Source organism: Mycobacterium basiliense (assembly GCF_900292015.1).
Taxonomy (GTDB): Bacteria; Actinomycetota; Actinomycetes; order Mycobacteriales; family Mycobacteriaceae; genus Mycobacterium; species Mycobacterium basiliense.
In genome coordinates this window covers 1,078,284-1,100,035 of sequence record NZ_LR130759.1, presented here as the reverse complement: position 1 = coordinate 1,100,035, position 21,752 = coordinate 1,078,284, and the positions used below count along the sequence as shown (strand labels likewise).

The window sequence follows — 21,752 nt, the reverse complement described above, 5'->3', positions numbered from 1 at the left end:
TGTACCGCGCGGGCGCACCACGCCGCATCGGCGCGGATTTCCCCAGCGCGGGTTCTGCGGGATACCTAAGCGGCATGGTGAACTGGTAGCGCCCGAACTACCGGAAGCGAGGTCCCCCGTGCTGGGTCTCCCTGAGAAGGTCCACGCCTGTCTTTTCGACCTGGATGGTGTGCTCACCGACACCGCCAGTGTCCATACCAAGGCTTGGAAGGCCATGTTCGACGCATACCTGCGCGCGCGTGCCGAGCGCACCGGAGCGCAGTTCGTCCCCTTCGACCCGGCCGCCGACTACCGGCAGTATGTGGACGGCAAGAAGCGGGAAGACGGGGTCCGGTCCTTCCTGAGTAGCCGGGGAATCCAGTTGCCCGACGGAAGTCCCGATGATGCCGGTGACCGTGAAACGATCTACGGCCTGGGCAACCGCAAGAACGAGATGTTCCAGCGGGTACTGAAAACCGAGGGCGTCGATGTGTTTGAGGGGTCACGGCGCTATCTGGAGGCGGTCTCGGCGGCGGGCCTGAGCATCGCGGTGGTCTCGTCGAGCGCCAATACCCGCGACGTGCTCGAGATCACTGGTCTGGACCGGTTTATCCAACAGCGGGTGGACGGCGTGCGGTTGCGCGACGAGCACATCGCCGGCAAGCCCGCTCCCGACTCCTACCTGCGGGGAGCACAGCTGCTCGACACCGCCCCGGCCTTGGCGGCCGTGTTCGAGGACGCAATTTCCGGCGTGCAGGCGGGTCGGGCCGGTAACTTCGGCTATGTGGTGGGTGTCGACCGAGTGGGCCAGGCGGAAGATCTGCGGCGCAATGGCGCCGACGTGGTGATTACCGATCTGGCCGAACTGCTGCCGTCATGATCAGCGAAGAAGCCTTCCCCGTTGAACCGTGGCAGGTTCGCGAGACGCGGCTGGATCTGAACCTGCTTGCGCAGTCGGAGTCGATCTTCGCCCTGTCCAACGGGCATATCGGATTGCGCGGCAACCTCGACGAGGGTGAACCGTACGGTTTGCCCGGGACCTACCTGAACTCGTTCTTCGAAATCCGGCCGCTGCCGTACGCCGAAGCCGGGTACGGCTACCCGGAGGCGGGCCAAACCGTTGTCGACGTCACCAACGGCAAGATCCTGCGCCTGCTGGTCGACGACGAGCCGTTCGACGTGCGGTATGGCGAATTGCTCTCCCATGAGCGCGTTCTCGACCTGCGCGCCGGAACTCTGACCCGCCGGACCCACTGGCGCTCGCCCGCGGACAAGCAAGTCAAGGTGGTGTCCACCCGCCTAGTGTCGCTGTCGCATCGCAGCGTCGCGGCCGTCGAGTATGTCGTGGAGGCCGTCGACGAGTTCGCCCGGGTCACCGTGCAGTCCGAACTGGTCACCAACGAAGACCAGCCGGAGACCTCGGACGATCCGCGGGTGTCGGCCATCTTGGAGCACCCGCTGGAGGCGGTTGACCACGAGAACACCGAATGCGGAGCACTTCTCATGCACCGCACCCGCAGCAGTGCCCTGATGATGGCCGCCGCGATGGACCACGAGGTCGAGGTCCCCGGGCGGGTCGAGATCACCACCGACGCCCGCCCGGACTTGGCCCGGACCACCGTGATCTGCGGGCTACGCCCCGGGCAAAAGCTGCGCATCGTCAAATACCTGGCGTATGGCTGGTCGAGTTTGCGCTCCCGCCCCGCGCTGCGTGACCAGGTCGCCGGGGCGTTACACGGTGCCCGCTACAGCGGTTGGCAGGGTCTGCTCGACACGCAGCGGGCCTACCTCGACGAGTTCTGGGACAGTGCGGACGTCGAGGTGGAGGGCGACCCGGAGTGTCAGCAAGCGGTGCGATTCGGCCTGTTCCACCTGCTGCAGGCCAGCGCGCGGGCCGAGCGTCGAGCGATTCCCAGCAAGGGACTCACCGGGACCGGCTACGACGGGCACGCTTTCTGGGATTCCGAGGGCTTTGTGCTGCCGGTGCTGACCTACACCGTGCCGCATGCGGTGGCCGACGCGTTGCGCTGGCGCGCTTCGACATTGGACCTGGCCAAAGAGCGCGCCGCCGAGCTTGGCCTGGATGGTGCGAGCTTTCCCTGGCGGACCATCCGCGGGGAGGAATGCTCGGCCTACTGGCCGGCCGGCACGGCCGCCTGGCATATCAACGCCGACATCGCCATGGCATTCGAGCGCTACCGGACCGTCACCGGCGATCACTCGTTGGAGAAAGACTGTGGCCTCGCGGTGTTGATCGAGACCGCCCGGCTGTGGCTCTCGCTCGGACACCATGACCGCCACGGCGTCTGGCATCTGGACGGGGTGACCGGACCCGACGAGTACACGGCGATCGTTCGGGACAACGTGTTCACGAATCTGATGGCGGCGCACAATCTGATCACCGCGGCCGACGCTTGTCTGCGCCACCCCGAGGCCGCCCAGGAAATGGGTGTCACCACCGAAGAGATGGCGGCGTGGCGGGATGCGGCCGATGCGGTCAACATCCCCTATGACGAGGAGCTGGGCGTCCACCAGCAGTGTGAGGGGTTCACCACCCTGGCCGAGTGGGACTTCGAAACCAATACGACCTACCCGCTGCTGCTGCACGAGGCCTATGTCCGCCTGTACCCCACGCAGGTGATCAAGCAGGCCGACCTGGTGTTGGCCATGCAGTGGCAGAGCCACGCATTCACGCCGGAACAAAAGGCGCGCAACGTCGACTACTACGAACGGCGCATGGTTCGCGACTCCTCACTGTCGGCGTGTACCCAGGCGGTGATGTGTGCCGAGGTCGGGCATCTGGAGTTGGCCCATGACTACGCCTACGAGGCGGCACTGATCGACCTGCGCGACCTACACCGCAACACCCGCGACGGCTTGCACATGGCCTCGCTGGCCGGGGCCTGGACCGCCCTGGTCGGCGGCTTCGGCGGCCTGCGAGACGACGAGGGCATCTTGTCCATCGATCCCCAGCTACCCGACGGTATCTCGCGGTTGCGGTTCCGGCTGCGTTGGCGAGATTTCCGGTTGACCGTCGACGCCAATCACTCCGACGTCACCTTGACCCTGCGCGACGGGCCCGGCGGCGATCTGACCATCCGTCACGCCGGTGAAGACGTGGTGCTGAGCACGGCCAAGCCGTCGACCATCGCCGTGCGCAAGCGCAAGCCACTCCTGCCGCCACCGCCGCAACCGCCGGGCCGCGAGCCGGTGCACCGGCGCACGATGGCCGCCAAAGTGTGGGCCGCCGCAACCGCGACCTGAGGCTTTGGCCGGCTAGTGCGGCTCGATGATCCGGCTGGCCTCGGCCATCACCGCCTGCCGTAATTCGGTCTCGGTCAACTCTTCCAAACCGGTCGCCGACCGCAGCATGGGTTCGAAGAGGCGCCAACCAAGTTGCAGCGCAATGGCATTGGCGACCGCCAGCCGCGCGCTGGACTCGTCATCGTAACGGGTCCGCACGTAGTTGAGCAGTTCGGCAGCGTTGGGAAAACGGGTCTGCAACTGCTCGGCCGGATACCCGTCGAGCAGGGTGCGGGCCCACACCCGCATCTGCCGATCGAGCGCCCGTTCTACGACGTCGGCAGGCACCGCGGAGTGCAGTAGCTCGGTCAGACTGCTCCCCAGGTGATCGAGCACGGCACCGACCAGCTGTTCCTTCGTACCGAAGTGGCGAAACACCAACCCGTGGTTGACCTTTGATCGGGCGGCGATGTCGCGGATCGACGTCGCCGCCGGGCCCCGCTCGGCGAAGAGATCGGCAGCGGCCTCCAAGACAGCGGCCGCCACCTCCTCCCGGCCGGTGGGCGTCTTCCGGCGGCCGGTTGCCGTGCGTGTAGTCATTCGACTACGCTAGCCTATGTAGTCAGTTGACTACACCCGATTCTGCAAAGGACCACAGCAATGACTGACCGGATAGCCGTAACGAAGCTCGCTAGCCGCATCGGCGCCCGTGTCGATGGGGTGCGCCTGGGCGGGGATCTTGACCCGGCCGCCGTCGATGAAATCCGCCGCGCGCTGATGACGCACAAGGTGATCTTCTTCCGCGGCCAGGATCACCTCGATGACCAACGGCAGCTCGAGTTCGCCGGCCTGCTGGGCACCCCCATCGGCCACCCGGCCACATTGTTGGCAGCGCCGGACGCGCCGATCATCACCCCGATCAACTCCGAGTGGGGCAAGGCCAACCGCTGGCACACCGACGTCACCTTCGCCGCCAACTACCCCGCTGCCTCGATCCTGCGCGCGGTGACCGTGCCCAGCTATGGCGGGTCGACGCTGTGGGCAAATACCGCGACCGCCTACAGCACGCTGCCCGAACCACTCAAGTACCTCGTCGAGAACCTGTGGGCCCTGCACACCAACCGCCACGACTACGTGACGGCCGAGTCGGTCGACGGACTCACCGACACCCAACGGGCGTTCCAGCAGGCCTTCCAGAAGCCCGATTTTCAGACCGAGCACCCCGTGGTGCGGGTACACCCCGAGACGGGTGAACGTACCCTGCTACTGGGCGACTTCGTGCGCGGCTTCGTCGGCCTGGACAGCCAAGAGTCAAGCGTGCTCTTTGAGTTGCTGCAGCGTCGTATCACCTTGCCGGAAAACACCATCCGCTGGAGTTGGGAACCGGGCGACGTGGCCATCTGGGATAACCGGGCCACTCAGCACCGGGCCATCGACGACTACGACGACCAGCGCCGGCTCCTGCACCGGGTCACCCTGATGGGCGATGTGCCCGTCAACGTCCATGGGCGGCGCAGCCGGGTGATCAGCGGGGCGCCACTGGCGCTTGCCGGCTAGCGTCCTAGCCCGCGTTGCTCACCGGGTCGATCGGCAGCCAGCGCAGCGCCCCCGGCGCGTCGGCCGGTACCACCGGATGCTCCGGCTCGATGGGGGCCAGCCGGCGGTACCCGTCACCCTGCAGCGGCCGCTGATCGTTCTCCCCCTTGTTGGGCCACAGCGAGGCGGCGCGCTCCGCTTGCGCAGCGATCGACAGCGACGGGTTGACGCCGAGGTTGGCCGAGATCGCCGCCCCGTCGACCACGAACAGTGTCGGATAGCCGTAGACCCGGTGATAGGGGTCGATGACCCCATTGTCGGGGCTGTCGCCGATCACCGCGCCGCCCAGGAAGTGCGCGGTCAGCGGGATGTTGAACAGCTCGCCCCAGGTGCCACCAGCCACGCCGTCGATCTTGGCGGCGATACGGCGGGTGACTTCGTTGCCGATGGGAATCCAGGTCGGATTCGGCTCGCCGTGTCCCTGTTTGCTGGAGTACCAGCGCGTTCCGAGTTTCCCGCGCTTGGTAAAGGTGGTGATCGAGTTGTCTAGATGCTGCATCACCAGCGCGATCACCGTGCGCTCACTCCACTGTCGCGGATTGATCAGCCGCATCATCATGCGTGGATTGGCGCCCGCCTGTTGCAGCAACTGCTTCCAGCGCGGCACCTCGGTGCCCTCAGGGCCGCTGCCGTCGGTCATCAACGTCTGCAGCAGCCCCATCGCGTTGGAGCCTTTGCCGTAGCGGACCGGCTCGACGTGGGTGTCCGAGGTGGGGTGAATTGACGACGTGATCGCCACGCCGTGGGTGAGGTCCAGATCCGGTGAGACCTTCAGCCTGGCGGCGCCCACGATGGACTCGGAGTTGGTGCGGGTCAGCACCCCGAGGCGCTTGGAGATGCTCGGCAATTTGCCCTTGTCGCGCATCTTGAACAGCAGATGCTGGGTGCCCCAGGTACCGGCGGCCAAGATCAGGTGGGTGGCGGTGAAGGTGCGCCGGTCCCGGCGCAGCCAGCTGCCGGTGCGCACGGTCCGCACCTCCCACAGCCCGTCCGGCCGCTGCTCGAAACCTTTCACCGTGGTCATCGGAATCACTTCGGCGCCGGCCGATTCCGCCAGGCCGAGGTAGTTCTTCATCAGCGTGTTCTTGGCGCCATGGCGGCAGCCCGTCATACAGCAGCCGCATTCCAAACAGCCAGTGCGAGCCGGCCCAGCGCCGCCGAAGTACGGGTCGGGCACGGTCTTGCCGGGCGTCTTGGTGCCGTCGGGACCAAAGAACACCCCGACCGGAGTGGGCACCCAGGTGTCGCCACACCCCATCTCGTCGGCGACCTCCTTGACGATGCGGTCGGCGTCGGTGAAGGTCGGGTTCTTTACCACGCCCAGCATTCGCTGCGCCTGTTCGTAATGCGGCATCAGCTCGGCGCGCCAGTCGGTGATATGCCGCCACTGTTGGTCGGCGAAGAACGGCTCCGGCGGCACGTACAGCGTGTTGGCGTAGTTCAGCGAGCCCCCGCCCACGCCCGCACCGGCCAGGATCATCACGTTGCGCAACGGGTGGATGCGCTGGATTCCATAGCAACCCAGCTTGGGCGCCCACAAGAACTTGCGCAGGTCCCAGGATGTCTTGGCGAATTCGGCGTCCGTGAACCGGCGCCCAGCCTCCAGCACGCCCACCCGGTAGCCCTTTTCGGTCAGGCGCAGCGCGCTGACACTGCCCCCGAAACCCGAACCGATAATCAAGACGTCGTAATCCGGCTTCATCGCTGCAGTATGACCTTCTTTACATCCGGCCCGTCAGTGGGCCACCGGTAACTTTGGTGCGGCCGCTCTCGCACCCGTTCGCTCCACCGTTAGTTGAAGAAGCCGGACTGGTCATCACCGGTGTTGAAGCCGCCGGAGTTGTTGGTACCCGAGTTGGCGATGCCGGAAGTGAACGTGCCCGTGTTGAGGATGCCGATGCCGGCGTAGCCCGAGTTGAAGAAGCCTCCATTGCCTTCGCCGGTGTTGGAGAAGCCCACGTGGTAGTCGCCCGAGTTGTTGAAGCCCGAGGTAAAGCCGGCACCCGGCGCGGTGTTCATGAAGCCGGAGGTCGCGTCGCCGGAGTTATTGAAGCCCGAGACACCGGTGCCGGTGTTGCCGAAGCCCGACACCGAACCAGGTTGGGTGTCCGGGCTGCCAATGCCGGTGTTCACACTGCCCGCGTTGAACAGACCCGTGTTGGTGGAGCCCGAGTTGAAGAAGCCGGTGTTCACGTCCCCGGAATTGAAGCTGCCGGTGTTTCCGCCGTTGACCGTGTTGTCGCCGCCCGAGTTGAAGCTGCCGGTGTTCTCGGTGCCCGAGTTTCCGAAGCCGATGTTGCCTGCGCCGGCATTGCCCATGCCCACGTTGCCCGGGCCCGAATTTCCGACACCGAAGTTGAGGTTGCTCGCATTCCCGAAGCCGGTGTTAAGCGAACCACCGTTCCACGCGCCGGTATTAGTGGTGCCCGAGTTCGAGAAACCGAAGTTGCCATCCCCTGAGTTGAAGAAGCCCACGTTGTTGCTGCCGGAGTTGAAGAACCCGACGTTGTTGTCACCGGAGTTGCCGAAGCCAATGTTGCCGACGCCGCCGTTGAGCCCGGCCAAGTTAATGCCCACTTGGTCATTGCCGGTGAGCCCGAAACCGATGTTGTTGTTGCCGTTGTTCCCAAAGCCCAAATTGTTGTCACCGAGGTTGCCGAAGCCCACATTGCCCAAGCCGTTGTTGCCCAGACCGAGGTTGTAGGTGCCGAAGTTGCCATCGCCGAAGTTGCTGTCGCCGAAGTTCCCGCTGCCTAGGTTTCCGTTGCCGAAGCGGTTTCCGATGCCGAAGTTCCCGATGCCGTTGTTGCCGAGGCCGAAGTTTCCGCTGCCACGGTTTCCGCTACCCACGTTGAGATTGCCGATGTTGCCGTTGCCGAAGTTGGTATTGCCGTTGTTGCCGCTGCCCAGGTTGAAGAAGCCGGTGTTTCCGCCACCCGCATTGGCATTGCCGGTGTTTCCGCCACCCAGGTTGAGGTTGCCGGTGTTTCCGCTGCCCAGGTTGAAGTCGCCGATGTTGCCGATGCTCAGGTTGCCCACGCCGGTGTTACCAATGGCCAAACCGGGGATGACCGATGCGGCCGGGCCGGCCAGCGCCTGCAACCCCTGCTGCCACGACGCCAACCCCGATGCTGCCGCGGACGCCCCGCCGTGATAGCCCACCATCGCGGCGACGTCGGCGGCCCACATCTCCTCATAGATGCCCTCGGCGGCGGCGATCGCCGGTGCGTTCTGACCAAACAAGTTCGTCATCACCAGCTGCACCAGCGAATTTCGATTGGCAACCACCGCCAGTGGATGGACCATGGCCGCCCGCGCGGCCTCAAACGCACCAACTACCCCTTTGGCCTGAACCGACGCCCCGGCGGCCCGCGCCGCCGCCGCGCTGAGCCAGCTCACATACGGCGCGGCCGCGGCCGACATCGCCGCCGCTGCCGGCCCTTGCCAGGATGCGCCCGCCAACCCTGCGGTCACCGAGTTGAACGATTCCGCGGCCGAGCCCAATTCGGCCGCCAGCTCCTCCCAGGCGGTCGCCGCTGTCAGCATGGGCGCCGAGCCCGCCCCAGCAAACATCCGCGCCGAATTGATCTCGGGAGGCAACATCGAGAAATTCATGACAACAGCCCCTTTCTTGACGCTAGCGCCGTCAAGCAACTCATCGTGGGACACCACCCCATGCCCGGCAAGCAGCCAGCCACTTGTTTGCTAGCCACAACTGTTTCCGTTACTCGCGGACCATACTCGGATCCTGGCGCGATGTTGGCGATTTGCGTAGAACCATCCATGATGCGGGAAAACGGTCAACGCATCACGGCGGCGACACGTGCCGCCAACCGGCGCGAGTCGGCGTCAGCCGCCGACGGTCAGCCCGACTTTCTGGAACTCTTTGAGATCGCAATAGCCGGCCTTGGCCATCGATCGACGCAGACCACCAACCAGATTGAGGGCGCCGAACGGATCATCGGAGGGTCCGTTGAGCACCCGCTCCAGCGGCGGTCGTTCACCGATAGCAATCTGCAGCAACGCCCCTCGCGGCAACGACGGGTGCGCCGCCGCGGCCGGCCAGAACCATCCTTCGCCGAGCGCCTCGGCGCTTTCAGCCAACGGCGTGCCCAACACCACCGCGTCGGCGCCACAGGCGATGGCCTTTGCCAGCTCGCCGGAGGTGTGGATATCGCCATCCGCCAGCACGTGAACGTAGCGACCGCCGGTCTCGTCGAGATATTCACGACGCGCGGCGGCGGCGTCGGCGATCGCGGTCGCCATGGGCACACTGATGCCCAACACCTCACCGGTGGTGGTCACCCCTTCGGTGGAGCCATAGCCGACGATGACGCCGGCCGCGCCAGTGCGCATCAGATGTAACGCGGTGCGGTGGTCCAGCACACCGCCGGCAACCACCGGAATGTCCAGCTCGGCGATGAAGGTCTTCAAATTGAGGGGCTCACCATCGCTGGCCACGCGCTCCGCGGAGACGATCGTGCCCTGGATGACGAGCAGGTCGATACCGGCCTGTAGCAGCACCGGAGTGAGCGCCTGAGCATTTTGCGGGCTGATCCGCACGGCGGTGGTTACCCCCGCTTCGCGAATGCGTGCCACCGCCGCGCCCAGCAAATCGGGGTCCAGCGGCGCGGCGTGCAGCTCCTGCAGCAGCCGAATGGCCGCCGAGGGTTCCGGCTCCTTACTGGCGGCCTCGACGAGCTGGGCGATCTTGGCTTGCACATCGGAATGCCGGCCGATCAGGCCCTCGCCGTTGAGCACCGCCAGCCCGCCGAGCCGACCGAGCTCGATGGCGAACTCCGGCGACACCAAGGCGTCGGTCGGGTGCGCCAGAACCGGGATTTCGAAACGGTACGCGTCGAGCTGCCAGGCCGTGGAGACGTCTTTCGACGAACGAGTACGCCGGGACGGAACGATGCTGATCTCGCTGAGTTCATAGGTGCGTCGGGCGGTGCGGCCCATGCCGATCTCGACCATGGTCATCGTCAGCGTGCGTAGTAGTTGGGCGCTTCAACGGTCATGGCAACGTCGTGCGGATGGCTCTCCTTGAGGCCCGCCGGCGTGATCCGGACGAACTGCGCCTGCTGCAGCACTTCGATGCTGGGTGATCCGGTGTAGCCCATCGCCGCACGCAGACCGCCGGTCAGCTGGTGAATCACCGACCCGAGCGGGCCCCGGAACGGCACTCGACCCTCGATCCCCTCGGGTACCAACTTGTCTTCGCTCAGTGCATCGTCGGCGAAGTAGCGGTCTTTGGAGTACGACTTAGCCCCGCCACGTCCTTGCATGGCACCCAGCGATCCCATGCCGCGGTAGCTCTTGAACTGCTTGCCATTGACGAAGATCAGGTCCCCGGGAGCCTCGGCGGTGCCGGCCAGCAGCGAACCCAGCATGGTCGTCGACGCGCCGGCGGCCAGCGCCTTGGCGATATCGCCGGAGTACTGCAATCCGCCGTCGGCGATCACCGGCACCCCGGATGGACGACAGGCCGCCACAGCTTCCAAGATCGCGGTGATCTGCGGCGCGCCCACTCCGGCCACCACCCGGGTGGTGCAGATCGACCCCGGCCCTACCCCGACCTTCACCGCGTCGGCGCCGGCGTCGACCAGGGCCGCGGCCGCGGATCTGGTGGCGACGTTGCCGCCGACCACGTCAACTCGGTCACCAACCTCGAGTTTGAGTTTGTTGACCATGTCGAGCACCAGCCGATTGTGGGCGTGGGCGGTATCGACGATCAACACGTCAACCCCGGCGTCGACGAGCATCATGGCGCGAACCCAGGCATCGCCGCCGACACCGACGGCCGCACCAACCAGCAGCCGGCCGTCGCTGTCCTTGGTGGCCAGCGGGTGTTGCTCGGTCTTGACGAAGTCTTTGACCGTGATCAGCCCGGTCAACCGGCCGCGGCCGTCGACAACGGGCAGCTTCTCGATCTTGTGTCGCCGCAGCAGGCCCAGCGCGGCCGACGCACTGACCCCCTCCTGCGCGGTAATCAACGGCGCCTTGGTCATCACCTCGGCGACCTGCTTGGACTGGTCGACCTCGAAGCGCATGTCCCGGTTGGTGATGATGCCCACCAGCGCGCCCGAGTCGTCGACCACCGGCAGGCCGGAGATACGGAACCGGGCGCACAACGCGTCGACCTGGGCCAGGGTGTTGTCCGGTCGGCAGGTGACCGGATCGGTGACCATGCCGGCCTCGGACCGCTTCACCGTCTCGACCTGACCTGCTTGCTCGGCGACGGGCAAGTTGCGGTGCAAAACCCCCATGCCGCCGGCGCGCGCCATGGCGATCGCCATCCGCGACTCGGTGACGGTGTCCATCGCCGAACTCACCAGCGGGACCTTGAGCCGGATCCTCTTGGTGAGCTGACTGGAGGTGTCCGCGCTGGCCGGCACCACATCCGAAGCGGCCGGCAACAACAGCACGTCATCGAAGGTCAGACCCAGCATCGCCACCTTGTGGGGGTCGTCACCACCGGTCGGGACCGGATCATCCGCCAGGCCACCCACTCGCACGTACGGGCTGTCGACCAGGTCAGAGCTGTCTTCCAGGTGGGACATGCCACGAGACATCGGTGAGGCCTCCATACGAATGCGGAGTGAGAAACCCATCCTATCGGCTCACCAACGCCGCCCGAGCCGCAGCTGCTGGCGTGGCGCGGGCGGAACTCGTCCCGCACGGCGCGCCTGCGCAATTTCTAGCGCGATGGCTACCTGGCTGCGTAGTGTAGAGGCGTGCGCGACCACCTCCCGCCGGGTTTGCCGCCCGATCCCTTCGCCGACGACCCCTGTGACCCGTCGGCGGCATTGGAGGCCGTCGAACCCGGTCAGCCCCTTGATCAGCAGGAGCGGCTGGCGGTAGAGGCCGACTTGGCCGACCTTGCGGTATACGAAGCGCTGTTGGCGCACAGGGGAATTCGCGGGCTGGTTGTGTGCTGCGATGAATGCCAGCAGGACCACTACCACGACTGGGACATGCTGCGCGCCAACCTGCTGCAACTGCTGATTGACGGCACCGTCCGCCCGCATGAGCCGGCCTATGACCCCGAGCCGGACGCCTACGTCACCTGGGACTATTGCCGCGGCTATGCCGATGCGTCGCTCAACGAAGCGACGTCGGACGCGGACGGTTTCCACCGCCGTCACTAGACGCGCCGCTGCGCAGCGCTAGCCCGTCGATGCGTCGGCGGGCTCTTCCGTTGGTGGAGGGCCCGGCGCCGTGGCGCCCGCGCCTGGCGTGCTCGACCCGGTGGTGGGCGCCTCACCCGGCGCTAACGAGGATGGACTCGGCACCGCAGTGGGCATCGTTGTGCTGGCGTTGCTCGGCGACGGCGCCGACGCGTCGGATCCCGCGGCGAGCGGCGACGAGCTGGGTGCCGAGGAAGCCGAGACCACCGGACTGTTCGGTGGCGTTGACTCCGGTACACCCGATGCCGCTGGCGGTGCGGACACCGGCGCCGACGGCGGGGTGGGTGCCGCAGTTTCGGGAGCCAGCGGGGTCTTGGCGTGCCGCGGGGAGTCCCCCGGTCCGACAAGCTCGGACTGGGGCGGCGAACTGGGAGACAACGTCGCGTTCGGATCGCGCTTTTCGACCTTGGTGTTGAGCTGATTCAATTCGTTCATCAAGTTCTGCCGGCGGCTGCCATCATTGACGGCCTGCAAGGTGCTGCTGACTTCGGCCAGTTGCGTCTGGGCCTGGTCCCACTCGCCCAGCGCGATCAGCTGTTCGGCCTTGGCCAGATCTGCCTTGGCGGACAACATGATCTGATCGTCGCTGATCCGCGGCTCGTTGAAGATCATCGCGTGCAGGCCGTAGAGCAGGTCACCGGGGCGCGCTTCGGCCACCACGGCGCCGAACCCGCTCAGCAGCAACAGCGTCGCGGCCACCGACCCGATCGCCGCCAAGCTGCGACGCGAGCGTCGACGCTCCACCATGCCGACAATCAGTGCTTCGACGGCTTCGTCTTGGGAAACCAGCGCGCTCGCCGGTGGCCACCTCAGATCATCGCGCCACTCGCCCAGCAGTGCGGCCAGCGCGTCGTCGTCGGGATCCTCGAGATTGACCTCCTCACGGCCGGCGAGCGCGTCCAGGAGCAGATCGGTGCGGGCCACCTCATCCAAGCGGGGGCCCAGGCTTGGCTGATCACCCAGTGCAAATCCAGAATTAGGCATAGTCACCTGCCGCCACGATTTCGTCTTTGAGCCGCTGGAGTGCGCGGTGCTGGGCCACCCGGACCGCTCCGGTGGTGCTGCCGACGGCGGCAGCGGTCTCCTCGGCGGAGAGGCCGACCACAACACGCAGAATCAGAATCTCGCGCTGCTTGGCCGGCAGGATTTCGAGCAACTCATTCATCCGGGACACCGAATCGGCCTCGATGGCCAGCTGTTCTGGGTCGGCGTCGGCGGATCGGCGCTCGGGCACCGATTCGGCCGGATAGGCAAGGTCGCGCCCCGCCGCGCGATGAGCGTCGGCGACCTTGTGGGCCGCGATGCCGTACAAGAAGGCCAGGAACGGACGTCCTCGATCCCGATAGCGCGGCAGCGCCGTAATGGTGGCCAAGCAGACCTCCTGTGCCACATCATCTGCTGAGAGGCCGCTCCGCTCGACTGTGCCGACTCGCGCTCGGCAATATCGCACAACGATCGGGCGAATGGTCTCCAGCACCTCCCGAAGCGCGTTCCGGTCTCCTGCCACGGCCTCCGCAACCACAGCGTCGAGACGTTCCCCTTCAATTGTCATCGACGGCGATATCTCCAACGTTACGAACCGGACACATCCCGGGCTAACTAACGGATTGACAATAACGGTCGAACGGCGATTCAAGCGGGACGCCACGTTCCACCGGCGCGCCACACCTGATCTGCGCAGATATCACGAATCTCGCGCAACTCGCGTGCCGTAAACGTGACGCTTTCGGTATCGATCAGCAAGCAAGCCAACGCCCAGCGCAGCGGTATCAACCCCAGCCGTCCGGTGGCATCCAGGGCCGCTTCACCGACGCTGCGGGCTCGCTCGGTAGCGCCGGCGCTGCACAGGGCCGCGGCCAGCACCACATCACTTTTGACCCGATGTCTCGCCGATGCGCCAATCATGTTCTGCGCCAGCTCGACTGCCTCCTCCGCGCGGTGCACAGCGGCAGCCCCGTCGCCGGAGACCATCGCCAGTTCCGCGGCCACCCACCCCCGCCGCACCGCCAGCCGGTCCACGACGCGGGCCGGCAATTCGGCCTCCGCGACAACCGCGTCCGCACGCGTCAACAAGGCCGCCGATGCGGCGAAGCGACCGATGCCCAGCGCGTCGGCCGCCAACCCGACCAGCGCATCGGTCCGGGCCTCAGCATCGGTGCCGGCCACCGCAAGCGCCCGACCGTCCCAACCTCGCGCCAGCGTGTGCCACCCGAGCTGACGCAGAAATGAGGCCTGGGCGCTGTGCGCCAGCGATGCCAACGGACCCGCCGCCACGCGCCGCCGCAACGCCGCCAGATCCCCGTACGCGGAGCCGTAGCGCCCTTGCCCACCGGCAGCCACCGCGCGCAGCCACAGCTGGCCCGGTGTGCTCGCCGTCGGCAGCGGCCAGGTGCTCGGGCGGCCACCGAAGGCGGCCTCGATCAGCAGCCCCTCCGCCGGGGGCTCACCCGCCGACTCACCCGCCGACTCACCCGCCGAAGTGTGACACGTTTCAATCACCTTGATAGTCGCGCCTTAGCAGTAAAATGTTTGTGCTTTCCGTGTTACGGAAGTATTACTCACAGGCATCCGTAAGTGAATTACAGGTTGTTCACAGTAGCCCACTGAACTGGGAATTCCTGGTACCGAACCGGTTTCGGCAGCACGTTTGACCTCCCGATAATGCGCGACAGATGAACGCAGAGTTAATTCTCATCCAACGTCCAGGCATTTTGTAGGTTTATGAGGCTATTGACGGAAATTCGGCAACGCCCCTAGCGTTTACCGTTGTTCGGGTAGTCATCGTTGACGCCTCTGATTATCAGTTGCACAACTCGCGCGTTCGCGAACCCAACCTCCACTTGGGTGTGCCGTGCAGAGAGGGAATCAGCAATGCCACAGCCGGAGCAGCTACCGGGGCCCAACGCCGACATCTGGAACTGGCAGTTGCAGGGCCTGTGCCGCGGCGTCGACTCATCGATGTTCTTCCACCCCGACGGCGAGCGTGGTCGCGCCCGCATGCAACGTGAGCAGCGCGCCAAGGAGATGTGCCGCCGTTGTCCAGTGATCGAGGAGTGCCGGTCGCACGCGCTGGACGTCGGCGAGCCCTACGGCGTCTGGGGCGGCTTGTCCGAATCCGAGCGCGACATGCTGCTCAAGGGCGGCATTGGGCGCAGCCGGGGTATCCGCCGTTCCGCCTGAGTTTCCCGGCGCTCGCGCTTGGGCCTTGCTAGGCCTTGAGTGAGCCATGTCATGGCCAGCTGGGCGGGGCGGGCCGCCGGTAGATGGTGCGCCCCGCTTTGATCGTCTCGATGACCCTGATGTCTTTGATCCGCATGGGATCGACGGTGAGCGGATTGCCGTCCAGGATCACCAGATCGGCCAGTTTGCCCTCCGTGATGGAGCCCTTGGACTGTTCCTCGCGGTACTGATGTGCGGCGTTGATGGTGATCGCCTGCAGCGCCTCCAGAGCGGTGACGCGCTGATCGGCGCCGATGACCTCACCACTGCGGGACACGCGATTGACCGCCGTCCACACCACGAACATCTGGTCCAGGGGTGAGACGTTGAAATCTGTGTGGTTGGTGGGACGTAGCCCCAGGTCGATGGCAGCCCGCATCGGGCTGAGGAAATGCGCCTGCTTCTTACCGCGTAACCGCACGTGGGTGTCGCCGAAGTAGAAGGCGTGCTCGGTGAATAGCGAGGGAATCAGCTTGTAGTCGGCGTACTTGGCGAGCTGATCGCGGCGCACGAACTGGGAATGAATCACCGTGGTGTGGCGGTCTTTTGCGAGGTCGTCCGCCGCGGCGTACTCGTGTGCCGCGAGCAGGACATCGATAGCGGCGTCACCGTTGGCGTGGACGTTTAGCGGCACGCCGAGGTCATAGACACGTTTGAACCACGAGTTGACGGTGTCCTGCGGAAAGGGCAGTTCTCCGGTCCACTGATGCTGCCCGTCGGGTCCGTCGACCAGGTATGGGGTGGTGAAGAACGCGGTACGGCCCTGCGGCGAACCGTCCAGGGTGATCTTTACGCCGCCGAGTTTGACGCCGTTGCGGTAGGTCCCGAATGTGTCGGGCGGGTTGTCCTGCAGAACTTCGTCCAGCTCAAGGATGAACGGGTAGGCGATGATGTCAATGAGGTTGGCGCCACCGGCGGCCGCCCGCTGCAAAACGGCGATGTCATCCGCGTGGGTCAATCCTTCGTGAGCGGTGGTGATGCCGGCGGCCGCGTAGAGCTGTTGGCCGGCGATGCTCCACTGCACCTCTTGTTCCCGCGTGGGCTTGGGCAGCGACGCGAAAATCTCCAGGAACGCGGTTTCCATGATCAGCCCGTCGGGTTCATCCGAACCTTCCTTGCGCACAATCACGCCGCCCGGCGGCGTCACGGTGCTTGCCGAAATACCGAACTTGTCCAGCGCGGCCGAATTGAGCACCGCGCCGTGCAGCGAAACATGACGGACCAGCACCGGGTTGCACGGAAAGTCCTTGTCGAGGTCTTCACGATGCAGCGTGCGGCCACCGGCCATGATCGTCTCGTCGTAGCCGTAGCCGATAATGAGTTCCCCCGCGGGGATGTCGTGGGCATCGCGGAAGCTCTTCAGCTGCGCGACGATGGCGTCGACATCGGCGCACGGGCCGGCCGGTGGCGCGAACAGGTTGACCTGGTTGGCTACCGTGAGCGCATTGATGTAGTGGCTGTGCGGATCGATGAAACCCGGCAGCAGTGTGCGGCCATGTAGATCAACCACGCGCGTTCGGGGCCCCCGATGGTGGTGGGCCACGTTCTGCCGAGTCCCGACGGCGACGATGCGGCCATCCTTGATGGCGACCGCTTCGGCCGTCGGCCGTTCCTCGTCGACCGTGACGTCCATTGTGATGATGTCACCGTTGACATAGATGGTGTCGGCATCGCCAGTCATACTGTGCTCCTATTCGAACGGCACCGCCTGCTGCGTCGCAGCGGGCCATGTTGTGGCGCAAGGGATTACCCGGCCGAATTCCCTGGCTGGGACCCGGCGAATCGTCGATCAGCCTACCCATCCAGGCGTCGCTGGCACCGCACGCTTTTGCACCACTATTCCTGCAGAATGGGCGCTTTTGACCCTAGCCTCGGTGACCACTGGGCCTCGATCATGGAGATAACTTCGGCAAGCAGAGAGGACCCACCTGAATGAACACCACCGCCGACAAAGACCGAACAAGGTCTGCCATGAGCACTTCGCTCCGCCGTTGCGCCGCGATCGGCGCGCTCGGTTTTGCACTGGCATCATTGCCGGTGATCGGACTGGGCACACCAGCGATTGGTCGGGCCGACATCAACCAATGCCCTCCCGGCTGGTGGTGGAACGACACCTTACAGCGATGCGCACTGAATCCGGGCCCGTCGACCCTGCCGTCCGCGGGCCCCCCGGCACCCGGCACACCGGGCGGTGTGTATGGCCCCGGCGGCTGGGGCGGCCCGGGCGGACCGGGCGGACCTCCGGCGCCCGGCGAACCCTATGGCCCCTACGGGCCGCAAGTAGGAGCGCCGGGAACACCAGGGTGGCCCGGCACAATGTCCGGACCCAGTCCCACCGCCGGACACGGCGCCATGGGGCACCGCTAGAAGTCGGCTAGCCGGCCGGCTTGCCGCGCCACTGCAGGGCTTCGAGCGCGACGGCCACACGCACGCTGCTGTGGTCCAACGGTCGAGGCAGCAGCTGCTGGGCGCGGTCAAGTCGGCGCAGCAAGGTGTTGCGATGCGTGTAGAGGACTTTTGTGGTGCGCCCGATGCTGCATTGTTCGTTGACGAACGTGAGCACCGTGCGTTGCAGCTCGGGGCTGGCCGACTCGAAATCCCCGAGTGTGTTGGTGATGAAATCGTCTACGGCTTCTGGATTTTGGGCGATCAGGGTGATCAGCTGGACATCCGCGAATAGCGCGACCCGCTGGCGAGAATGCAGCCCGGCCACCATGCGCTGTGTGGTGAGCGCCTCCAGGTGACTGCGCCGGAAACCCTCGATTCCTTTTCCGGCGGTACCGATCGCGATTCGTACTCCGGGAATGTCTTGGACCGCCCGGTGCACCTGCTCGACATCGACGGCGGCGTCGGCCACCCAGACCCAACGGGTGGCCGCGCTGGCGATCACGGTCAGTGGCCGGGCAAATCCGGCGGCGTGGCCGAAGGCGTCGGCGACTCGGTCCAGCTCGTTTAGGTCACCGTCGGGTTCGTCGCTCCAGATGACGGCGCCGGTGTGCGCGCGGTTGAGGGCGTAGCCCAATCGCATTTCGGCGCGCTGGCGGCTAATCGGGGCACCGTCGAGAATCAGCGCGGTCACTTCGCGGCGTTCGGCGTGGGTGCCGCGGGCCAACTCGTCACGCTCGCGCTGCATTCGGGCGGCGATACCGCCAGCCGTGGCGTCGATGAACTCGCTGATTGACCGGTAGGTCACCGCGAGCAGCTCGCGCAGCTCGTCGGGGTCGGAGGTGAGTCCGAACGCAACCTCCATCCACAACCGCCAGCTCACTGTCTGCGCGATGAGAAAGGTGAACGGCTCCAGACCGCGGCGCACCATGTCGCGGGCGATGCTGAGCGGTTCGGGGCCAAGGTTGGCCGGCACCGGGGCCCCCGGCCTACTCACGTTGGCCGCCGCCCAGTGCATCAGGCTCGAGCGGGTGCTACGCCGAGTGGCCTCCGCCAGGACGGGATCGTCGGCAATGGACGGGTTGGCCGCCATGGTCGCTCGGTCGTATTCCTCAAGCCAGTTGCACGGTTCGTCGAGGATGATCTTGGCGCCCTGACTGATCAGTTCACACACCCGCGGCGACGGGCTTTCCCACATCACCCACCCACGGTAAAGCGTGGTGCACACTTTTGCACCATCGACCACTCCCATTAGACGGTTTTAACTCCTGATGAGCACACCCGGCGGGCCTGCGATCGACGCCACCGCCGGACGCGAGGTCCACTCGTCGCCAACCAGCCACCGCGACACGGAAACCAGGCACGCGACACGCCGTGCCGAACGTGCGTTGTCTATGTCTCGAGGAGCGAGCCTACGGCAGGGCGCCGATACTGTGCTGACATGCAGACGGTCTTGTACACACTTGGGTTGATGCTGTTCCTGCTGGGCTTACTGACCGGGTTCGCCATTCCGGCACTCAAGAACCCACGTATGGCGCTAGCGAGTCATCTCGAGGCGGTGCTCAACGGGATGTTCCTGGTGCTGCTCGGACTGCTCTGGCCGCACATTCATTTGCCCAATGCGCTTGGGGCGACCGCGGTGGTGCTCATCGTGTACGGCGCCTACGCGAACTGGCTGGCGACCTTGCTTGCGGCGGCATGGGGCGCGGGCCGCAAACTCGCGCCGATCGCGGCGGGCAACCACAGCGCCACCGCAACACGGGAGCGCATTGTCAGCTTTCTGTTGTTATCTCTTTCGCTGGCAATCGTCGTCGGCGTCGGTATCGTCATCGCCGGACTGTGACGCGCGACTGAGCACCCGGCCGCACTCGGCGGTTTCGATCGCCACCACCCACGACATGTACACCACGACAACGGCCAACCACCCTCAGCTAAGAAGACACCCCCGGACGCAGGCCCGGGGGTGTCTTCTTACGTGGCGAACTCAGTGCGCGTGGCCGTGATGACCGTGGCCGTCGTCCTCAGCCTCGGCGGGTTTGTCCACCACCGCCGTCTCGGTGGTGAGCACCATCCGCGCCACCGATGACGCGTTGAGCACCGCCGACCGGGTCACCTTGACGGGATCAACGATGCCCTCGGCGGCCAAGTCGCCATAGGACAGGGTGGCCGCGTTCAGCCCGTGTCCGGCGGGCAGCTCGCTAACCTTGCTCACCACGACCGATCCATCCAGCCCGGCGTTGCTGGCGATCCAGTACAACGGCGCAGTGAGCGCCTCGGAGAACACGTCCACGCCAATCGCCTCATCACCGGACACCGACGCACGCAGGTCCTGCAGCGCCTTGCGGGCCTGGATCAGGGCGGATCCGCCACCGGCGACGATGCCCTCCTCGACGGCGGCCTTGGCGGCCGCGACCGCGTCCTCGACGCTTTCCTTGCGTTCCTTGAGCTCGGTCTCGGTGGCGGCGCCGACCTTGATGACGGCCACCCCGCCGGCCAGCTTGGCCAACCGCTCACCCAGTTTCTCGCGGTCCCATTCCGAGTCGCTTCTGTCGATCTCGGAACGCAGCAGGTTGACCCGTGCCGCCACGGCGTCGGCGGCGCCACCGCCGTCGACGATGATGGTGTCGTCCTTGCTGACCACGACGCGACGGGCCGAGCCCATCACCTCGATGCCCACCTCACGTAGCACCAGGCCGGCGTCGGGATTAACCACCTCGGCACCCGTCACCGCGGCCAAGTCTTGCAGGAATGCCTTGCGCCGGTCGCCGAAGTACGGCGATTTGACCGCGACTGCCTTCAGTGTCTTACGAATCGAGTTGACGACCAAGGTGGCCAACGCTTCGCCCTCGACATCCTCGGCGATGATCATCAACGGTTTGCCCGATTCGGCAACCTTCTCCAGCAGGGGCAGCAGGTCGGGCAGCGAGCTGATCTTGTCCTGCTGCAACAGGATCAGCGGGTCTTCTAGCACGGCCTGCTGGGAGTCGAAATCGGTCACGAAGTAGGCCGACAGGAATCCCTTGTCAAAACCCACCCCCTCGGTGAACTCCAGCTCGGTGCCCAGCGTCGAGGACTCTTCCACGCTGACCACGCCGTCGTGGCCGACCTTGCTCATCGCCTCGCCCACCAGTTCGCCGATCTGCGCGTCACGTGACGAGACCGTCGCTACCTGCGCGATGGCTTCCTTGCCGGACACCGGTGTGGCCGAGGCCAGCAACGCCTCGGACACCGCGTCGGCCGCCTTGCCGATCCCCGAGCCGAGCGCGATCGGGTTGACCCCGGCGGCGACCAGCCGCAGGCCGGCTTTGACGAGCGCCTGAGCCAGCACGGTCGCGGTCGTGGTGCCGTCACCGGCGACGTCGTTGGTCTTGGTGGCCACCGACTTCACCAGCTGGGCGCCCAGGTTCTCAAACGGGTCTTCCAGGTCAATCTCGCGCGCCACCGTGACACCGTCGTTGGTGATGGTGGGCCCGCCGAAGGACTTGGCCAAGACCACGTGTCGACCGCGCGGCCCCAGCGTTACCCGTACCGTGTCGGCGAGCTTGTCCATGCCCGCTTCCATGGCGCGACGCGCGATTTCGTCGTACTCAATCAGCTTGCTCATCAGGCTCCTTTCCGCCCGGCGACGATGCAGGCCAGCAACGACCTGCGGTGGAGCCGGGAAATTTCACTACCGCCAGCTAGTCCGCTAACGCATGCCGCCCCGGAAATCACCCGCGGTTGTACACGGGGATCGCCGGGGCGGAACACGGGTTACTTGGAAACGACAGCCAGCACGTCGCGTGCCGACAGGATCAGGTATTCCTCGCCGCCGTACTTGATCTCGGTGCCGCCGTACTTGCTGTAGATGACGGTGTCACCCTCTGCCACGTCCAGCGGGATCCGCTTCTCGCCGTCTTCGTCCCACCGGCCGGGGCCGACTGCGACGACGGTGCCCTCCTGGGGCTTCTCCTTGGCGGTGTCAGGAATGACCAGACCGGACGCGGTCGTGGTCTCGGCCTCGTTGGCCTGCACGAGAATCTTGTCCTCGAGTGGCTTGATGTTCACCTTCGCCACGATTGGAGCCCTCCAATAATTTGATCGGATCCGGGACTCGTCGCCCGGACCGGAGTTGGCGGCCGGTCCGGGGCATACCCCGAA

The 21,752-nt window shown here is 65.8% G+C and carries 18 protein-coding genes and 1 pseudogene; 7 read left to right on the top strand and 12 right to left on the bottom strand.

Going from position 1 to position 21,752, the window contains the following annotated elements:
- The first annotated feature begins 74 nt into the window (after positions 1 to 74).
- A pseudogene (locus tag MB901379_RS04890) lies at positions 75 to 859 on the top strand (beta-phosphoglucomutase family hydrolase).
- On the top strand, positions 856 to 3,243 hold the full coding sequence (locus MB901379_RS04885) for a glycoside hydrolase family 65 protein (RefSeq protein ID WP_158015606.1): 2,388 nt from the start codon (positions 856 to 858) through the stop codon (positions 3,241 to 3,243). The pseudogene MB901379_RS04890 and the gene MB901379_RS04885 overlap by 4 nt, the downstream one beginning before the upstream one ends.
- A 12-nt stretch (positions 3,244 to 3,255) precedes the next feature.
- Here the strand turns inward: MB901379_RS04885 and MB901379_RS04880 are convergent, their stop codons facing one another.
- Positions 3,256 to 3,822: a TetR/AcrR family transcriptional regulator gene (locus MB901379_RS04880; RefSeq protein ID WP_158015605.1), complete on the bottom strand. Its 567-nt coding sequence runs from the start codon at positions 3,820 to 3,822 to the stop codon at positions 3,256 to 3,258.
- A 60-nt stretch (positions 3,823 to 3,882) separates the two neighbouring features.
- On the opposite strand from MB901379_RS04880, the gene MB901379_RS04875 reads away from it, so the two are divergent.
- Complete coding sequence (locus MB901379_RS04875; RefSeq protein ID WP_158015604.1) at positions 3,883 to 4,779, top strand: TauD/TfdA dioxygenase family protein; 897 nt, start codon at positions 3,883 to 3,885, stop codon at positions 4,777 to 4,779.
- A 4-nt stretch (positions 4,780 to 4,783) separates the two neighbouring features.
- On the opposite strand, the gene MB901379_RS04870 is transcribed toward MB901379_RS04875, so the two are convergent.
- The 4 genes from MB901379_RS04870 to guaB all read right to left on the bottom strand — a co-directional run bounded on the left by MB901379_RS04870 (position 4,784) and on the right by guaB (position 11,393).
- The gene (locus tag MB901379_RS04870) at positions 4,784 to 6,520 is read right to left on the bottom strand and encodes a GMC oxidoreductase (protein WP_158015603.1); all 1,737 of its coding nucleotides are present in this window, start codon (positions 6,518 to 6,520) and stop codon (positions 4,784 to 4,786) included.
- Positions 6,521 to 6,609: 89 nt separating this feature from the next.
- A complete protein-coding gene (locus MB901379_RS04865) occupies positions 6,610 to 8,433 on the bottom strand; it encodes a PPE family protein (RefSeq protein ID WP_158015602.1) in 1,824 nt (607 codons plus the stop codon).
- Between the two features lie 234 nt (positions 8,434 to 8,667).
- Positions 8,668 to 9,795 carry a GuaB3 family IMP dehydrogenase-related protein gene (locus tag MB901379_RS04860; RefSeq protein WP_158018949.1) on the bottom strand — a complete coding sequence of 376 codons (1,128 nt, stop codon included), beginning with the start codon at positions 9,793 to 9,795 and terminating at the stop codon, positions 8,668 to 8,670.
- Positions 9,796 to 9,803: 8 nt separating this feature from the next.
- A complete protein-coding gene (gene guaB / locus MB901379_RS04855) occupies positions 9,804 to 11,393 on the bottom strand; it encodes an IMP dehydrogenase (protein ID WP_158015601.1) in 1,590 nt (529 codons plus the stop codon).
- Positions 11,394 to 11,555: 162 nt separating this feature from the next.
- Here guaB and MB901379_RS04850 point away from each other — a divergent pair, with 162 nt between their 5' ends.
- Positions 11,556 to 11,969 carry a DUF5319 domain-containing protein gene (locus tag MB901379_RS04850; RefSeq protein ID WP_158015600.1) on the top strand — a complete coding sequence of 138 codons (414 nt, stop codon included), beginning with the start codon at positions 11,556 to 11,558 and terminating at the stop codon, positions 11,967 to 11,969.
- 18 nt (positions 11,970 to 11,987) lie between these two features.
- Here the strand turns inward: MB901379_RS04850 and MB901379_RS04845 are convergent, their stop codons facing one another.
- From MB901379_RS04845 to MB901379_RS04835, 3 genes are all read right to left on the bottom strand, one after another.
- Positions 11,988 to 12,992, bottom strand: coding sequence for an anti-sigma-D factor RsdA (locus MB901379_RS04845; RefSeq protein WP_158018948.1), 1,005 nt, complete (start codon positions 12,990 to 12,992; stop codon positions 11,988 to 11,990).
- Complete coding sequence (gene sigD, locus MB901379_RS04840; RefSeq protein WP_197717859.1) at positions 12,985 to 13,560, bottom strand: ECF RNA polymerase sigma factor SigD; 576 nt, start codon at positions 13,558 to 13,560, stop codon at positions 12,985 to 12,987. Before sigD ends, MB901379_RS04845 begins: the two co-directional genes overlap by 8 nt.
- Positions 13,561 to 13,640: 80 nt before the next feature.
- Complete coding sequence (locus MB901379_RS04835; RefSeq protein ID WP_158018947.1) at positions 13,641 to 14,435, bottom strand: hypothetical protein; 795 nt, start codon at positions 14,433 to 14,435, stop codon at positions 13,641 to 13,643.
- Positions 14,436 to 14,879: 444 nt separating this feature from the next.
- Here MB901379_RS04835 and MB901379_RS04830 point away from each other — a divergent pair, with 444 nt between their 5' ends.
- Positions 14,880 to 15,188 (top strand): WhiB family transcriptional regulator, encoded by a 309-nt coding sequence (locus MB901379_RS04830; protein ID WP_158015599.1) that lies wholly within the window; start codon positions 14,880 to 14,882, stop codon positions 15,186 to 15,188.
- A 49-nt stretch (positions 15,189 to 15,237) separates the two neighbouring features.
- Here the strand turns inward: MB901379_RS04830 and MB901379_RS04825 are convergent, their stop codons facing one another.
- The gene (locus MB901379_RS04825) at positions 15,238 to 16,908 is read right to left on the bottom strand and encodes an amidohydrolase (protein WP_158015598.1); all 1,671 of its coding nucleotides are present in this window, start codon (positions 16,906 to 16,908) and stop codon (positions 15,238 to 15,240) included.
- Positions 16,909 to 17,198: 290 nt separating this feature from the next.
- Here MB901379_RS04825 and MB901379_RS24390 point away from each other — a divergent pair, with 290 nt between their 5' ends.
- On the top strand, positions 17,199 to 17,594 hold the full coding sequence (locus MB901379_RS24390) for a hypothetical protein (protein ID WP_232021990.1): 396 nt from the start codon (positions 17,199 to 17,201) through the stop codon (positions 17,592 to 17,594).
- A gap of 7 nt (positions 17,595 to 17,601) precedes the next feature.
- Here the strand turns inward: MB901379_RS24390 and MB901379_RS04820 are convergent, their stop codons facing one another.
- A complete protein-coding gene (locus tag MB901379_RS04820) occupies positions 17,602 to 18,813 on the bottom strand; it encodes an Rv1453 family transcriptional regulator (RefSeq protein WP_158018945.1) in 1,212 nt (403 codons plus the stop codon).
- 240 nt (positions 18,814 to 19,053) lie between these two features.
- On the opposite strand from MB901379_RS04820, the gene MB901379_RS04815 reads away from it, so the two are divergent.
- Positions 19,054 to 19,455, top strand: a complete 402-nt coding sequence (locus tag MB901379_RS04815; RefSeq protein WP_158015597.1) for a hydrogenase — start codon at positions 19,054 to 19,056, stop codon at positions 19,453 to 19,455.
- Positions 19,456 to 19,596: 141 nt separating this feature from the next.
- On the opposite strand, the gene groL is transcribed toward MB901379_RS04815, so the two are convergent.
- Both groL and groES read right to left on the bottom strand, forming a co-directional pair.
- Positions 19,597 to 21,216 (bottom strand): chaperonin GroEL, encoded by a 1,620-nt coding sequence (gene groL, locus MB901379_RS04810; protein ID WP_158015596.1) that lies wholly within the window; start codon positions 21,214 to 21,216, stop codon positions 19,597 to 19,599.
- Between the two features lie 149 nt (positions 21,217 to 21,365).
- The gene (gene groES / locus MB901379_RS04805) at positions 21,366 to 21,668 is read right to left on the bottom strand and encodes a co-chaperone GroES (protein WP_011739140.1); all 303 of its coding nucleotides are present in this window, start codon (positions 21,666 to 21,668) and stop codon (positions 21,366 to 21,368) included.
- Between the last annotated feature and the right edge of the window lie 84 nt (positions 21,669 to 21,752).

Excerpts from the sequence above, each read along its gene's own strand:
- MB901379_RS04885 (WP_158015606.1), top strand. The coding sequence starts at position 856 with ATGATCAGCGAAGAAGCCTTCCCCGTTGAACCGTGGCAGGTTCGCGAG.
- MB901379_RS04880 (WP_158015605.1), bottom strand. The coding sequence starts at position 3,822 with ATGACTACACGCACGGCAACCGGCCGCCGGAAGACGCCCACCGGCCGG.
- MB901379_RS04875 (WP_158015604.1), top strand. The coding sequence starts at position 3,883 with ATGACTGACCGGATAGCCGTAACGAAGCTCGCTAGCCGCATCGGCGCC.
- MB901379_RS04870 (WP_158015603.1), bottom strand. The coding sequence starts at position 6,520 with ATGAAGCCGGATTACGACGTCTTGATTATCGGTTCGGGTTTCGGGGGC.
- MB901379_RS04865 (WP_158015602.1), bottom strand. The coding sequence starts at position 8,433 with ATGAATTTCTCGATGTTGCCTCCCGAGATCAATTCGGCGCGGATGTTT.
- MB901379_RS04860 (WP_158018949.1), bottom strand. The coding sequence starts at position 9,795 with ATGGTCGAGATCGGCATGGGCCGCACCGCCCGACGCACCTATGAACTC.
- guaB (WP_158015601.1), bottom strand. The coding sequence starts at position 11,393 with ATGTCTCGTGGCATGTCCCACCTGGAAGACAGCTCTGACCTGGTCGAC.
- MB901379_RS04845 (WP_158018948.1), bottom strand. The coding sequence starts at position 12,992 with ATGCCTAATTCTGGATTTGCACTGGGTGATCAGCCAAGCCTGGGCCCC.
- sigD (WP_197717859.1), bottom strand. The coding sequence starts at position 13,560 with ATGACAATTGAAGGGGAACGTCTCGACGCTGTGGTTGCGGAGGCCGTG.
- MB901379_RS04830 (WP_158015599.1), top strand. The coding sequence starts at position 14,880 with ATGCCACAGCCGGAGCAGCTACCGGGGCCCAACGCCGACATCTGGAAC.
- MB901379_RS04825 (WP_158015598.1), bottom strand. The coding sequence starts at position 16,908 with ATGACTGGCGATGCCGACACCATCTATGTCAACGGTGACATCATCACA.
- MB901379_RS24390 (WP_232021990.1), top strand. The coding sequence starts at position 17,199 with ATGAGCACTTCGCTCCGCCGTTGCGCCGCGATCGGCGCGCTCGGTTTT.
- MB901379_RS04815 (WP_158015597.1), top strand. The coding sequence starts at position 19,054 with ATGCAGACGGTCTTGTACACACTTGGGTTGATGCTGTTCCTGCTGGGC.
- groL (WP_158015596.1), bottom strand. The coding sequence starts at position 21,216 with ATGAGCAAGCTGATTGAGTACGACGAAATCGCGCGTCGCGCCATGGAA.